The organism is Paracoccus thiocyanatus, assembly GCF_900156255.1.
Taxonomy (GTDB): domain Bacteria; phylum Pseudomonadota; class Alphaproteobacteria; order Rhodobacterales; family Rhodobacteraceae; genus Paracoccus; species Paracoccus thiocyanatus.
In genome coordinates this window covers 68,061-82,297 of record NZ_FTMK01000009.1, presented here as the reverse complement: position 1 = coordinate 82,297, position 14,237 = coordinate 68,061, and the positions used below count along the sequence as shown (strand labels likewise).

At 71.7% G+C, this 14,237-nt stretch carries 15 protein-coding genes and 1 riboswitch; of the genes, 12 read left to right on the top strand and 3 right to left on the bottom strand.

Annotated elements, in window-relative coordinates; translation table 11 throughout:
* Positions 1-2: 2 nt before the first annotated feature.
* Together F3H32_RS08835 and cobO are read right to left on the bottom strand one after the other, a co-directional pair.
* Positions 3-413: a DUF1801 domain-containing protein gene (locus F3H32_RS08835; protein WP_115755545.1), complete on the bottom strand. Its 411-nt coding sequence runs from the start codon at positions 411-413 to the stop codon at positions 3-5.
* 3 nt (positions 414-416) lie between these two features.
* Positions 417-1,028, bottom strand: a complete 612-nt coding sequence (gene cobO, locus F3H32_RS08830) for a cob(I)yrinic acid a,c-diamide adenosyltransferase (RefSeq protein WP_149765528.1) — start codon at positions 1,026-1,028, stop codon at positions 417-419.
* A gap of 37 nt (positions 1,029-1,065) precedes the next feature.
* Positions 1,066-1,266, top strand: a riboswitch (cobalamin riboswitch).
* 75 nt (positions 1,267-1,341) lie between these two features.
* Between cobO and F3H32_RS08825 the strand changes: the two genes are divergently transcribed.
* From F3H32_RS08825 to cobJ, 7 genes are read left to right on the top strand one after another with little or no spacing between them, the layout of a single operon-like run.
* Positions 1,342-1,695, top strand: coding sequence for a DUF1636 family protein (locus tag F3H32_RS08825; RefSeq protein ID WP_115755547.1), 354 nt, complete (start codon positions 1,342-1,344; stop codon positions 1,693-1,695).
* Between the two features lie 3 nt (positions 1,696-1,698).
* Positions 1,699-2,733, top strand: coding sequence for a cobalamin biosynthesis protein CobW (gene cobW / locus F3H32_RS08820; protein ID WP_149765527.1), 1,035 nt, complete (start codon positions 1,699-1,701; stop codon positions 2,731-2,733).
* Between the two features lie 2 nt (positions 2,734-2,735).
* Positions 2,736-5,882, top strand: coding sequence for a cobaltochelatase subunit CobN (gene cobN, locus F3H32_RS08815; protein ID WP_149765526.1), 3,147 nt, complete (start codon positions 2,736-2,738; stop codon positions 5,880-5,882).
* Entirely contained in the window at positions 5,879-7,042 is a 1,164-nt protein-coding gene (cobG, locus tag F3H32_RS08810) for a precorrin-3B synthase (RefSeq protein WP_149765525.1), read from the top strand. Before cobN ends, cobG begins: the two co-directional genes overlap by 4 nt.
* A 23-nt stretch (positions 7,043-7,065) precedes the next feature.
* A complete protein-coding gene (locus F3H32_RS08805; protein ID WP_149765524.1) occupies positions 7,066-7,695 on the top strand; it encodes a precorrin-8X methylmutase in 630 nt (209 codons plus the stop codon).
* Positions 7,696-7,697: 2 nt separating this feature from the next.
* Positions 7,698-8,447 (top strand): precorrin-2 C(20)-methyltransferase, encoded by a 750-nt coding sequence (gene cobI / locus F3H32_RS08800; RefSeq protein ID WP_149765523.1) that lies wholly within the window; start codon positions 7,698-7,700, stop codon positions 8,445-8,447.
* On the top strand, positions 8,444-9,172 hold the full coding sequence (gene cobJ / locus F3H32_RS08795) for a precorrin-3B C(17)-methyltransferase (protein ID WP_149765522.1): 729 nt from the start codon (positions 8,444-8,446) through the stop codon (positions 9,170-9,172). Before cobI ends, cobJ begins: the two co-directional genes overlap by 4 nt.
* Here cobJ and F3H32_RS08790 read toward each other — a convergent pair.
* Entirely contained in the window at positions 9,148-9,885 is a 738-nt protein-coding gene (locus F3H32_RS08790; protein WP_149765521.1) for a cobalt-precorrin-6A reductase, read from the bottom strand. The two genes, cobJ and F3H32_RS08790, sit on opposite strands and share 25 nt — an antisense overlap.
* Between F3H32_RS08790 and cbiE the strand changes: the two genes are divergently transcribed.
* From cbiE to cobF, 5 genes are read left to right on the top strand one after another with little or no spacing between them, the layout of a single operon-like run.
* Positions 9,884-11,056 (top strand): precorrin-6y C5,15-methyltransferase (decarboxylating) subunit CbiE, encoded by a 1,173-nt coding sequence (gene cbiE / locus F3H32_RS08785; protein ID WP_149765520.1) that lies wholly within the window; start codon positions 9,884-9,886, stop codon positions 11,054-11,056. The genes F3H32_RS08790 and cbiE overlap by 2 nt on opposite strands.
* Complete coding sequence (locus F3H32_RS08780; protein ID WP_149765519.1) at positions 11,053-11,403, top strand: cobalamin biosynthesis protein; 351 nt, start codon at positions 11,053-11,055, stop codon at positions 11,401-11,403. Before cbiE ends, F3H32_RS08780 begins: the two co-directional genes overlap by 4 nt.
* Positions 11,400-12,173, top strand: coding sequence for a precorrin-4 C(11)-methyltransferase (gene cobM, locus F3H32_RS08775; RefSeq protein WP_149765518.1), 774 nt, complete (start codon positions 11,400-11,402; stop codon positions 12,171-12,173). Before F3H32_RS08780 ends, cobM begins: the two co-directional genes overlap by 4 nt.
* A complete protein-coding gene (locus tag F3H32_RS08770; protein ID WP_149765517.1) occupies positions 12,170-13,459 on the top strand; it encodes a cobyrinate a,c-diamide synthase in 1,290 nt (429 codons plus the stop codon). The genes cobM and F3H32_RS08770 overlap by 4 nt, the downstream gene beginning before the upstream one ends.
* Positions 13,456-14,208 (top strand): precorrin-6A synthase (deacetylating), encoded by a 753-nt coding sequence (gene cobF / locus F3H32_RS08765; protein WP_149765516.1) that lies wholly within the window; start codon positions 13,456-13,458, stop codon positions 14,206-14,208. The genes F3H32_RS08770 and cobF overlap by 4 nt, the downstream gene beginning before the upstream one ends.
* Positions 14,209-14,237: the final 29 nt, after the last annotated feature.

The window sequence follows — 14,237 nt, the reverse complement described above, 5'->3', positions numbered from 1 at the left end:
CCCTACATCTTCTCGCCGGGCAGGCGGCTGGCCTGCCGCACCCAGTCGGCGAACTGTTCCTCGTCAAAGGCACCCTCGGGGATGTGCAGATAGCGCATCTCGGGATGTTTCGAGCCGACCGGCGGCATCGGCTCAAGCCGGGTGCCGCGAAAGAACCCGACCTTGATGTATTTCGTCATGCAGTGAAAGCTTAGGAACCACACCCCTTCCTCGACCCCGTAAAAGGGCGAGTTCCATTTCACCGCCTTCTTCACCCCCGGCACGCTGCGGGCGATGATCGCGTCCAGCTTTTCGCCGACCGCCTGCTTCCAGCCCGGCATGGCGGCGATATAGGCGCGGACCGGCGCCTCGCCATAGCCCTTGGGGATTTGCGGGTTGCCGCCCGAAAGCAGCTTCGGCTTTTGCTCTGCCATGGGCTAGAACTCCACTCCTGCCTGGGCCTTGATGCCGTCGCGGAACGGGTGCTTGACCTGCTCCATTTCCGTCACCAGGTCGGCCAGCGCGATCAACTCGGGCTTGGCGTTGCGCCCGGTCAGCACGACATGGGTCATCACCGGCTTTTCGTCGCGCAAAAAGGCCAGCACCTCGTCCAGATCCAGGTAATCATAGCGCAAGGCGATGTTGATTTCATCCAGCAAGACCATGCGGATCGACGGGTCCCGGATCAGCGCCTTGGCCTTGTCCCAGCCGGCGCGGGCGGCGGCGATGTCGCGCGCGCGGTCCTGGGTTTCCCAGGTAAAGCCTTCGCCCATGGCGTGGAACTGGCACAGATCGCCGAAATGCCCGGTCAGCAGCCGGCGTTCGCCGGTATCCCAGGCGCCCTTGATGAACTGCACCACGGCGCAGGGCATGCCATGCGCGATGCAGCGCAGGATCATGCCGAACCCGGACGAAGACTTGCCCTTGCCCTTGCCGGTATGGACGATGACCAAGCCCTTTTCGCCCTGTTTTTGCTGCATCATCTTGTCGCGGGCGGACTTGATCCTGGCCATCTTCTGGGCATGGCGGGCGTTGTCGTCGGTCTGCATCGGGCACTCCTTCGCTTGACAAGTCGGGACCGGGCGCGCACAGACGGGGCGCGCTGGTTCCTGTCCTATGGCAGGCTAAGAGGGAATGCGACAGGCAACCGCCTGGAAGCAGCCGCCCCCGCGACCGTGACCGGAAAGGTCGCCCCAAGGCCACTGGCGAAAGCCGGGAAGGCGGGGCGGCCGTGGGCCTAGGCCCGAATCCGCAAGCCGGGAGACCTGCCAACGCAAAAGGATTGACCGGCGGACGGGGTGTTCCTGCTGGGGTTGGGTGCTCATGCCCCGCCTCGTGCCGCCTTGAGGGATGATAAGGCGCATGACCGTCACGCTTCACGTTTGCATCACCTGCCGCGCCGGCCTGCCCGTGCTTGAGGGCGAGCCCGTGCCCGGCGCGCGCCTGCATGACGCGCTGGCGGCCCAAGGCGCGCCGGCGGGTGTGCGCATCGTTCCCGTCGAATGCCTGTCCGCCTGTTCCAACGGCGCCGCCATCGCGCTGTCGGCGCCGGGGCGCTGGACCTATGTCTATGGCGGCATGTCGGCAGAAGACGCACCCGACATCCTGGCCGGCGCCGGCGCCTATGCCGGCACCTCTGACGGCATCGTGCCCTGGCGCGAACGCGTCACGATTTTCCGCAAGCGCAGCCTGGCGCGCATTCCCCCGATTGGATAGCATATGACCGACCTGACCAAGACCCCCGTGACCGTCATCACCGGCTTTCTGGGCGCCGGCAAGACCACGCTGATCCGCCACCTGATGCTGAACCCGCAGGGCAAGCGCCTGGCAGTGCTGGTCAACGAATTCGGCACCATGGGCGTCGATGGCGAGATCCTGAAATCCTGCGCCGACGCGAATTGCCCGGCCGAGAACATCATGGAACTGTCGAACGGCTGCATCTGCTGCACCGTCGCCGACGACTTCATCCCGACGCTGGAGCGGCTGATGGCCATGCCCGTCAAGCCCGACCACATCCTGATCGAGACCTCGGGCCTGGCCCTGCCCAAGCCCTTGCTGAAAGCCTTCGACTGGCCCGCCATCCGCTCGCGCATCACCGTGGACGGGGTGATTGCGCTGGCCGATGCCGAGGCGGTGGCCGCCGGCCGCTTTGCCCCCGACGAGGAAGCGGTCGAGGCGCAGCGCGCAACTGATCCCAGCCTGGACCACGAGACCCCGCTGTCGGAGGTGTTCGAGGACCAGATCGCCTGCGCCGACATCGTGCTGCTGTCCAAGGCCGATCTGGCGGGCGATGACGGGCTTGCCGCCGCCCGCGCGGTGATCGAGGCCGAGGCGCCGCGCAAGCTGCCGATCCTGCCCCTGACCGACGGGGTAATCGACCCGCGGGTGATCCTGGGCCTGGGTGCGGCGGCCGAGGATGACCTGGCCGCCCGCCCCAGCCACCACGACGGCGCCGATGACCACGAACACGACGATTTCGATTCGGTGGTGATCGAACTCTCCGAGATCGCCGACCCCGCCGATCTTGCCGCCCGCATCGAGCGCCTGGCGCGCGAACAGAAAATCCTGCGGGTCAAGGGCCATGTCGCTGTCGCCGGCAAGCCCATGCGCCTGCTGGTCCAGGCGGTGGGCGAGCGCGTGCGGCATCAATACGACCGGCCCTGGGGCGACGCCCCCCGCGCCTCGCGCCTTGTCGTCATCGCCGAGCATGACGACATCGACGAGGCCGCGATCCGGGCAGTCCTGGCGGCCTGACCATGCATGTCGTCTTTCGCGAAAGCCGCGGGCTTGAGGAAACCGAGGTCCCGACCGACCCCGGCCAAAGCCCCGCCAACCTGGTCGTGCTGTCCTATTCCGACAGCGACCTGGGCGCTTTCGCGGCGGGCTGGCATCGCGCGGCCGGCGGGCTGCCGTCGCTGCGGCTCTGCAACCTTTCGGCGCTGCGCCACCCGGTCTCGGTCGATCAATATGTCGAGGCGACGCTTTCCGGCGCCCGCGCCGTGCTGGTGCGGCTGATCGGCGGCGAGCCCTATTGGCCCTATGGCGTGGCCAGCCTCCAGGATCTGGCCCGCCGCCGCGGCATCGCGCTGGCCTTCCTGCCGGCAGACGGGCGTCCCGACCCGACGCTGGAGCGGTTTTCCACCCTGCCGCTGCCGCTGCTGCACCGGCTGGCGGGGCTTTGCGACCAGGGCGGGGCGGTCGCGGCGCAGATGGCGCTGGCGGAACTGGCCGGGGCCGCCGGCCTGCCCGCCGCCCCGGTCCGGGGGCAGGCCGCGATACCCGATTTCGGCTTCTACGACCCCGAGCGCGGCGTCATCGACCGCCCCGAACCCGGCGTGCTGGTCAGCTTCTATCGCAGCTACCTGACCGCCGCCGACCTTGCGCCGGTGGATGCGATGATCCGCGCCCTGCGCGCGGCGGGGCTGGCGGCGACCGGGGTCTTTGCCCCCTCGCTCAAGGCGCCGGGCTTTGCCGAGTGGCTGGCGCCGCATCTGCCCGGCCTTGTCGCGGTGGTGAACCTGACCGCCTTTTCCGCCCGCGACGATGCCGGCACGACGCCCTTTGACGGCACGGATTGCCCGGTCTTCCAGGTGGCGCTGTCCACCGCCCCCCGCGCCCTTTGGGCGGCCGAGGAGCGCGGGCTTTCCGCCGCCGATCTGGCCATGCATGTCGTGCTGCCCGAGGTCGACGGCCGCATCTTCCTGGGCGCCATCAGCTTCAAGGAACCGCAAGAGCGCGACCCCGACCTGCAATTCGCCCGCGTGATCCATGCCCCCGACAGGGGCCGCATCGCGGCGGCGGTGGCGCGGATCGCGGCTTGGACCGGCCTTCCGGCGACGCGCCGCGCGGTGGTGCTGTCCACCTATCCCGGCAAGGCGCATCAACTGGCCCATGCGGTGGGGCTGGACGCGCTGGCCTCGACCGGCGCGATGCTGGGCATCCCGCATGACGACCTGGGCGGGCGGCTGACCGCCGAGCGCATCGCCTGGCCGCTCTCGGACTACCGCCGGGCGCTGGCCCGCCTGCCGCAACGCCTGCGCGACGACCTTTCCGCCGCATGGGGCGAGCCCCCCGACGGCTTTCGCTTCGCCGCCCTCCGCCACGGCGCCGACCTGATCGCCCTGCAACCCGAGCGCGGCGAGGTGCAGACCCGCGCCGACGACTATCACGACCTGACCCGCACCCCGCGCCACGAATACGTCGCCTTCTACCTGTGGCTGCGCACGCAGGCGGACGTGCTGATCCACATGGGCGCGCATGGCACGCTGGAATGGCTGCCCGGCAAGTCGGTCGCCCTGTCGGACGAATGCTGGCCCCAGGCGCTGCTGGCCGACCTGCCCGTGGTCTGTCCCTTCATCGTCAACGATCCGGGCGAGGCCGCGCAGGCCAAGCGCCGGCTTTCCGCCGTGACGCTGGGCCACCTGCCGCCGCCGCTGGCGGATTCCGCAGTGCCCGAGAACCTGGCGCATCTGGAACGCCTGCTCGACGAATATTCCACCGCCGACGGGCTGGACCCGCGCCGCCGCGACCGGCTGATCCTGGCGATCCGCGACGAGGCGCGCGCCGCCGGGGTCGAAACCGACCTGGGCCTGCCCGCCGATGCCGCGCCGGCCGAGGCGATCCCGCTGATCGACCGTTTCCTCTGCGACCTCAAGGACAGCCGCTTCGGCGACGGGCTGCACATCTATGGCACCGCCCCCGGCGAAACCCAAGGACTGGCCCGCGCCCTGGCCGGCCGGCGGGTCGCCCCCGGCCCCTCGGGCTCGCCGGCGCGCGGGCGACAGGACGTGCTGCCGACCGGGCGCAACCTTTTCACCGTCGATCCGCGCGCCGTCCCCTCGCGCAACGCCCATGCCCAGGGGGTGAAACTGGCCGAGGAACTGCTGCGCCGCCACCTGCAAGACCATGGCGACTGGCCGCGCGGGCTGGTGGTGGACCTGTGGGGCAGCGCCACCATGCGCACGGCGGGCGAGGAATTCGCCATGGCGCTGCACCTGGCCGGCCTTTGCCCGCGCTGGGACGCCGCCTCGGGCCGGGTCTCGGGCATCGAGATCCTGGCCCTGACCGAACTCGGCCGGCCGCGCATCGACGTGACGCTGCGGGTCTCGGGCCTGTTTCGCGACATCTTCCCCGGCCTCGCCCAGCTTTTCGAAACCGGGGCCAAGGCGCTGGCCGTCCGCGACGAAAGCCCGGCGGACAACCCCTATCGCAACCGCGCCCCCCGCGTCTTCGGCCCCAAGCCCGGCCTTTACGGCCTGGGCATCGGCGACCTGGCCGAGAGCTTTACCGACCAGGCGCGGCAGGCGGCGGGCGAGGCGTGGCTCGCCGCCTCCTCCCATGCCATCGCCGCCGATGGCCGGATCAGCCACCAGCCGCAGGCGATCCGCGACCGCTTGGCCCAGGCCGATGCCTTCGTCCATGCCCAGGATCTGCCGGAATCCGACCTGCTGCTGGCCGGCGACTATGCCGCGCATGAGGCGGGCTTTGCCGCCGCCATGGCGCGGATCGGCGCCGCGCGGCCGGCACTCTACCATCTGGACGCCACCCGTCCCGACCAGCCCCGCGCCCGGACCCTGGCCGAGGAAATCGCCCGCGTCACCCGCGCCCGCGCCGCCAACCCGGCCTGGGCCGACGGCATGATGCGGCACGGCTTTCGCGGCGCGGCGGAAATCGCGGCGACGCTCGACCACATGGCCGCCTTTGCCAACCTGGCCGGCGTGGTGCCCGGCCATCTTTTCGACCTTTATCACGACGCCACGCTTGGCCGGCCCCAGGTCCTGGCCTTCATGGAACGCGAAAACCCCGCCGCGCTGGCCGCCATGCAGGCCCTGTTCGCCCGGCTTCTCGCATCCGGCCTCTGGACCACGCGGCGCAATTCGGTCCTGGCAGAGGGCGCGCCATGAGCTTCACCGTCAAAGGCTGGTGCCCCGGCGCATTGCGGCCGATGCAATCGGGCGACGGGCTGGTCCTGCGCATCCGCGCCCATAACGGCCGGCTGGAACCCGAACAGGCCCAAGCCATCGCCGATCTGGCCTGGACCCATGGCAACGGGCTGATGGACCTGACCAGCCGCGCCAACCTGCAATTGCGCGGGCTGCGACCGGCCGGCCACGCCGCCGCCATCGCCGTCCTGACCGGCATCGGCCTGGTCGACCGCGACGCGGGGGCCGAGGCGCGGCGCAACGTGGTCCTGTCGCCCTTTGCCGCCCTGGACGGCCCAGCCTGGCACCTGGCCCAAGCCATCGCCCAGGCGATGACCGCGCCCAACGCGCCGCAAGTGCCGGGCAAGTTCGGCTTTTCCGTTGATACCGACCCGCCAGCCTTGGCCGACACGCCCGCCGACATCCGCCTGCGCCCGCAGGGCACGGGCTGGCTGATCCTGCCCGACGGCGGCGACTGGGCGCTCACGGCCGACAACACCGCCCAGGCCGCCGCCCGCGCCGTCGCCCTGGCGCATTGGTTCATGCAGGGCGGCGTCCGGGACGGCCGCGGGCGGATGCGCGACCACCTGCGCCGCGGCCCCGCCCTGCCTGCCCAGGCGATTCCCCTGCCGTCTTCACCGTTTCCCAAATACTCATGCGACAGCGCCGCCGGGCCCGCCGGCGCCCATCCGCCCGGCCCCGGTGCGGCGCCGAACGGCTGGCTGCTGGGCTTTGCCTTCGGCCAGATCACCGCGCGGCAACTCACCCAGGCCGCCGCGATTGGCCCGCTGCGCCTGACCCCCTGGCGGGCGCTGCTGATCGAGTGCACGGCCCGCCCCCGGATCGAAGGCGCCATCCTCGACCCCCAGGACCCGCTCTTGCGCATCCGTGCCTGCACCGGCGCGCCCGGCTGCCCGCAGGCGCTGGCCGATGTCCGCGCCCTGGCCCGCCGCCTGGCGCCGCGCCTTGCCACCGGCCAAGACCTGCATGTCAGCGGCTGCGCCAAGGGCTGCGCCCATCAGGGCGCGGCTTCGGTCACGCTGGTCGCGACCGGGCGCGACCGCTTCGACCTGATCCGCGACGGCGGCCCGCGCGACCCGGCCATTCTGTCCGGGCTTGCGCCCGACCGCATCCCGCTTTGACCTTCGCCCCAGGAAAACCTTTGATGCTGCACGAATACGAAACCGATGGCGCCCGGATCTATGCGCAATCCTTCGCCACCATCCGGGCCGAGGCCGACCTTGCCCGCTTCACCGCCCAGGAAGAACCCGTCGTGGTGCGCATGATCCATGCCGCCGGGCTGGTGGGGCTGGAACGCGACATCGGCTTTTCGCCCGGCATGGCCGCGACAGCGCACCGGGCATTGCAGGGCGGCGCGCCGATCCTGTGCGATGCGCGCATGGTCAGCGAGGGCATCACCCGCGCCCGCCTGCCCGCCGAAAACCGGGTCATCTGCACGCTGCAAGACCCGCGCGTGCCGGACCTTGCGGCGCGGATGGGCAATACCCGCAGCGCCGCGGCGCTGGAACTGTGGCGCGACGACCTGGAAGGCGCCTTGGTCGCCATCGGCAATGCGCCGACCGCGCTTTTCCACCTGCTCAACATGCTGCGCGATCCGGCCTGTCCGCGCCCGGCCGCGATCATCGGCTGCCCGGTGGGCTTCGTCGGCGCGGCGGAATCCAAGGCGGCGCTGATGGCCGACCTGCCGGCGCCGGCGCTGGTGGTGCGCGGCCGGCTGGGCGGCTCGGCCATAACCGTCGCCGCTGTCAACGCGCTGGCCAGCCGAAAGGAATGACCATGGGCCCCAGAACCGGAAAGATCATCTGCGCGGGGCTTGGTCCCGGCGATCCCGACCTGATCTCGGTCCGCGCCGACCGCGCCATCCGCGGCGCGCGCCAGATCGCCTATTTCCGCAAGAAGGGCCGCGCCGGCCAAGCCCGGCGTATCGTCGCCGAAATGCTGGCCCCGGACGTGATCGAACATGCGATGGAATATCCGGTCACGACCGAGATCCCCTTTGCCAGCCCGGAATACAACCGGCTGCTCTCGGCCTTTTACGATGACTGGACGGCCCGGCTGGCCGAACTGGCGCGCGATTGCGACGTGGTGGTGCTGTGCGAAGGCGACCCGCTGTTCTATGGTTCCTTCATGCACCTGCACGCCCGGCTGCAAGGCATTGCCGCGGTCGAGATCATCCCCGGCATCCCCGGCATGACCGGCTGCTGGAACGCCATCGGCCAGCCGATGACCTGGGGCGACGATGCGATGTGCGTGCTGATGGGCACCCTGCCCGAGGCCGAACTGGCCCGCCACATCCGCGCCGCCGATGCGGTGGTGGTGATGAAGACCGGCCGCAACCTGCCAAAGATCGCCCGCGCGCTGGCAACCGCCGGGCGCATGGCCGATGCCTGGCTGGTCGAACGCGGCACCATGCCCAGCCAGCGCGTGACGCCCCTGGCCCAGGCCGACCTGGACGCCTGCCCCTATTTCGCCACCGTGCTGGTGCATGGCAACGGCCGCCGGCCAATGGCACAGGCCGCGGAATGAGCGGCTGGGTCGCCGTCGCCGGGCTGGGTCCGGGCGCCGAAATGTTAGTCACGCCCGAGGTCCGGGCGGCGCTGGCGCAGGCGACCGACGTGGTGGGCTACATCCCCTATGTCGCCCGCGTCGCCCCGCGCGCGGGTCTGGCGCTGCACCCTTCGGACAACCGGGTCGAGCTGGAGCGCGCCCGTTTCGCGCTAGACCTCGCGGCAGCGGGCAAGCGGGTCGTGGTGGTCTCCTCGGGCGATCCGGGGGTCTTTGCCATGGCCTCGGCGCTGTTCGAGGCGCTGGAGGGACGCGCGGCGGCCCCCGAGATCCGCATCCTGCCCGGCATCACCGCCATGCTGGCCGCCGCCGCCCGGCTGGGCGCGCCCTTGGGTCATGACTTCTGCGCCATCAACCTGTCGGACAACCTGAAACCCTGGGCGCTGATCGAAAAGCGCCTGCGCCTGGCGGCCGAGGCGGATTTCGCTATGGCCTTCTATAATCCGCGCTCCAAGGCCCGACCCCAGGGTTTCGCACGCGTGCTGGAGGTCCTGCGCGAGGCTTGCGGGCCGGATCGGCTGATCTCTTTCGCCCGCGCCGTCTCGACCCCGGACGAGGCGATCCGCACCGTCACCCTGGCCAAGGCCCGGCTCGAAATGGCCGACATGCGCACCGTCGTCATCCTGGGCAACAGCGCCACCCGCCGGGTCGGCCCCTGGGTCTATACGCCGCGATCCGCGCCATGAAGCCAGGCCATCACCTCGGCCGGCATGGCTGCGACGCGGCGCAGCGGCAGCACGGGACGGTCGATCATCACCACCGGCAGGCCAAGGGCGCGGGCGGCGGCCAGCTTGGCCTCGGCTGCATGGCCGCCCGCATTCTTGGCGACGACATGGGCAATGGCATGGCGCCGCATCAGCGCCATGTCGCCCGCCACGGTGAACGGCCCGCGCGAGACGATCAGCGTCGCGTCGCGCAGCGGATGCGCCGCCACCTCGGCAAAGCGCAGCATCCAGGCATGGTCCCGCCCGGCAAAGAATTTCAGGTTCTGCCGCCCGATGGCCAGGAACACCGCCGAGCCGTCGCCCGGCAGCGCGCTGGCGGCCGCCTCGTAATCGGGGACATGCAGCCAGCGGTCGCCGGGCAGCGCCACCCAGGGCGGGCGTTCCAGCGCGATCAGCGGCCTGCCCGCCGCGGCGCAGGCGGCAACGGCGTTGCGGCTGATCGTCCCGGCAAAGGGATGGGTGGCGTCGATGACATGGCTGATGCGCTCGGCCCGCAGATAGTCGGCCAGCCCCTCGGCCCCGCCGAAGCCGCCGATGCGGGTGGGCAGCGGCTGCGCCACCGGGTTGGCGGTGCGCCCGGCATAGGAATAGACCGCGTCCAGCCCGGCCTTGGCCAGGACCTGGGCCATGGCCCCCGCCTCGGTCGTGCCGCCCAGCAAAAGGATACGCGCCATGCCTGATCCCTGGCTTTCCATCATCGGTCTGGGCGAAGATGGACCGGCCGGTCTGCCGCCTGCAAGCCGCGATGCGCTGGATCGGGCGGAAATCGTCTTTGGCGGCCCGCGGCACCTGGCGCTGGCGGGCATCGCGGGGCCGCGGGGCCGGGAATGGCCGGTGCCCTTCGACCTGGCGCCGCTGCTGGCCCTGCGCGGGCAAGGCGTGGCGGCGCTGGTCTCGGGCGATCCGTTCTGGCATGGGGCCGGCGGCAGCATCGCCGCCGTGCTGGACCCAGGCGAATGGCGGGCCTTTCCTGCGCCCGGCACGTTTTCGCTGGCCGCGGCGCGGCTGGGCTGGCGGCTGGAAAAGGTGGCCTGCCTGGGCCTGCACGCCGCACCCCTGGCCCGGCTGCGCCCGGTGATGGCGCGCGGCGCGCGGGCGATCTGCCTGCTGCGCGACGCCGCCGCCCCCGGCCAGCTTGCCGAATGGCTGGTGGCGCAGGGGCTGGGCCTGACCCGCATGGTGGTGATGGAGGCGCTTGGCGGTCCGCGCGAACGCATCCGGCAGGCGCGGGCGCAGGGCTTTGCGCTGGACTGCGCAGCCCCGGTCGCGGTGGCGCTGGACGGGGCGGACCTGCCGCCGGGTGCCGGCCTGCCGCGCGGCTTCGGCCTGCCCGACGACAGTTTCGCCCATGACGGGCAGATCACCCGGCGCAGCGTGCGGGCGATGACGCTGGCTGCGCTGGGACCGCGGGGGGGCGAGATGCTGTGGGACATCGGCGGCGGCTCGGGCTCGATCAGCGTGGAATGGTGCCTGAACGGCGGCCGGGCGGTAACGCTGGAACCCCGCGCCGACCGCATCGCCAATATCGCCGCCAATATCGAGGCATTCGGGCTGGCGGGCCGGATGCGCGCGGTTCACGGCGATGCGCCCGACTTCCTGCACGATCTGCCACCGCCCGATGCGATCTTCGTCGGCGGCGGCGCCAGCGCCACGCTGATCGACGCCCTGCCCCCCGCCCGGCTGGTGGTGAACGCGGTGACGCTGGAGACCGAGGCGCTGCTGATCGCCCTGCATGCCGCGCGCGGCGGCAGCCTGACCCGCATCGCGCTGGAAGAGGCAGCACCGCTGGGCCGGATGCGCGGCTGGACCCCGGCGCGCAGCGTCACGCAATGGAGCTGGCCATGAGGGTCGCGGGCATCGGCTTTCGCCCGGCGGCAAGCCTTGCCTCGCTTGCCGACGCGCTGGCCCGCGCCGGCGCGGCGGATGCGCTGGCGACCAGCCCGGCCAAGGCGGATGCGTCGGTGATGCGGGCGCTGGCCGAGCGGACCGGCCTGCCGCTGCTGGCGGTCGAGGTCGCCGGCATCGCCACCCCCACGCAATCGCCGCGCATCCTGGCGCGGCTTGGCACCGGCTCGCTGGCCGAGGCCGCCGCCCTGGCCGCCCTTGGCCCCGGCGCGCGCATCACCGCGCCGCGCGTCACATCGCAAGACGGCATGGCCACCGCCGCCGTCGCAGAAGGAGACCCCGCATGACCGTCCATTTCATCGGCGCCGGCCCCGGCGCGGCCGATCTTATCACCCTGCGCGGCCGCGACCTGATCGCCGCCTGCCCGGTCTGTCTTTACGCCGGCTCGCTGGTGCCGCAGGCGCTGCTGAGCCATTGCCCGCCCGGTGCGCGGATCGTGAACACCGCGCCCCTGGACCTGAACCAGATCATCGCCGAGATCGCCCAGGCGCATCAGGCCGGCCAGGACGTGGCGCGGCTGCATTCGGGCGACCTGTCGGTCTGGTCGGCCATGGGCGAACAATTGCGGCGGCTGCGCGACCTTGGCATCCCCTATGACGTGACCCCCGGTGTTCCCTCGTTCGCCGCCGCCGCCGCGGCGCTGGGTGCGGAACTGACCCTGCCCGGCGTCGCGCAATCGGTGGTGCTGACCCGGACCTCGGGCCGCGCATCGGCCATGCCCGCGGGCGAGACGCTGGCCAATTTCGCCGCCACCGGCGCGACGCTGGCCATCCACCTGTCGGTGCATGTGCTCGACCGCGTGCAGGCGGAACTGGTGCCGCATTACGGCGAGGGTTGCCCGGTCGCGGTGGTGTTCCGCGCCAGCTGGCCCGACCAGCGCATCATTCGCGCCACGCTGGCCACGCTGGACCCCGCCATCGGCGCGGGCGAGCGCACGGCGCTGATCCTGGTCGGCCCGGCGCTGGCGGCCGAGGGCTTCGACGAAAGTCGCCTTTACGCCGGCGATTACGACCGCCGCTTCCGCCCCGTGGGCACCGCGCCGCGGTTCCCCGAATGAAGGGGCTGGTCGTCAGCGCCCCCGCCTCGGGGTCCGGCAAGACCACAGTCACGCTGGGGCTGATCGCGGCCTTGCGGGCGCGCGGTTTGGTGGTGCAGCCCTTCAAAAGCGGGCCGGACTATATCGACCCGGCCTTTCACCGCAGGGCGGCGGGGCGGGAATCCTACAACCTCGATAGCTGGGCCATGGGCCGGGCGCAGATCGCGCATCTGATCGGCTTGGGCGCCGGTGCGGACCTGGCGATTGCCGAGGGCTCGATGGGACTGTTCGACGGCGTGGCGCGGCCGGCCGGCTGCGGCAACGGCGCCAGCGCCGACATCGCCGCGCTGACCGGCTGGCCGGTGCTGCTGGTCCTGGATTGCAAGGGGCAGGCGCAATCCGCCGGCGCCGTGGCGCTGGGGTTTCGCGAGATGCGCCGCGACGTGGCCCTGGCGGGGGTGGTGCTGAACCGCGTCGCCTCGCCCCGCCACGAAGCCTTGATGCGCCACGCGCTGGACGCGCTGGCCATCCCCGTCCTGGGCGTGCTGCCGCGCGAGGCCGGGATCGAGCTGCCCGAGCGGCATCTGGGCCTGGTGCAGGCACAGGAACATGCCGCGCTGGAGGCGCTGCTGGAAGCCGCGGGCGCGGCGGCGGCGCGGCACCTGGACCTGGATGCCATCATCGCCGCCGCCGCGGGCGGGATCGCGGCCGAGGCTTTCCGCCCGCTGCCGCCGCCGGCCGAACGCATCGCGCTGGCACAGGACGATGCGTTTTCATTCGTCTATCCGCATCTCATTGCCGGCTGGCGGGCAGCGGGGGCGACGATCCTGCCGTTTTCGCCGCTGGCCGACCAGGCGCCGGAGGACAGCGCCGGGGCCTGCTGGCTGCCCGGCGGCTATCCCGAACTGCACGCAGGCCGGCTGGCCGCGGCCGGCCGTTTCCGCGACGGGCTGCGCCGCTTTGCCCTGACGCGGCCGGTGCATGGCGAATGCGGTGGCTACATGGCGATGGGCGCCGGGCTGGTCGATGCCCAGGGCAGCCGCCACGAAATGGCCGGGCTGCTGGGGCTTGAGACCAGCTATGCGCGGCGCCGGATGCACCTGGGCTATCGCCGGGCCGAGCCGCTGGCCGGGCTTTATGCGCAGCCGCTGGCCGGGCACGAGTTCCACTATGCCACCATCCTGGCCCAGCCCGACGCAGCCCTGGCCCGCGTCACCGACGCCAATGGCGATGCGGTGACCGAAACCGGCTCGCACCGCGGCCATGCCACCGGCAGCTTCTTCCACCTGATCGGGGCGGCGCCATGATCGCGCTTGCGCTGATCGGCATCGGCACCGGCAGCCCCGGCCACCTGACGCGCGAGGCTATCGCCGCGATGGCCGATGCCGACCTGATCCTGATCCCCGCCAAGGGCGGGGACAAGGCCGACCTGGCCGATCTGCGCCGCGCGCTTTGCCGGCAGGTGCTGGTCAGCCCGCCGCCGCTGGCCGTCTTCGACATGCCCGCGCGCGACATCTCGGACGGCTACCGGCAGGGCGTCGCGGCCTGGCACGACGCCATCGCCGCGCGCTGGGAACAGGTGATCCGCGCCCATGGCGCCATCCGCCCGGCGCTGCTGGTCTGGGGCGACCCCTCGCTTTACGACAGCACGCTGCGCATCGCGGAACGGGTGGCGCGGCGCCTGCCGCTGAGCCTGCGGGTGATCCCCGGCATCACCGCGATCCAGGCCCTATGCGCCGCCCATGCCATGCCGCTGAACGCGGTGGCGGCGCCGGTGCTGATCACCACCGGCCGGCAGATCCGCGACCATGGCTGGCCCCAGGGCGTGGACCGGCTGGTCGTGATGCTGGACGGCGAATGCTCGTTCCAAAGCCTCGACGCACAGGAGGGGCTGCATATCTGGTGGGGCGCGTTCCTGGGCATGCCCCAGCAGATCCTGGTTGCCGGGCCGCTGCCCCAGGTCGCGGGCCGCATCCTGGACGCCCGCGCCCGCGCGCGGGCCGAACATGGCTGGATCATGGACGTCTATCTGCTGGACCGATGCCGGTCACGCTGACCCTGCCGCGGGGCGCTAAGGCCGAGGTC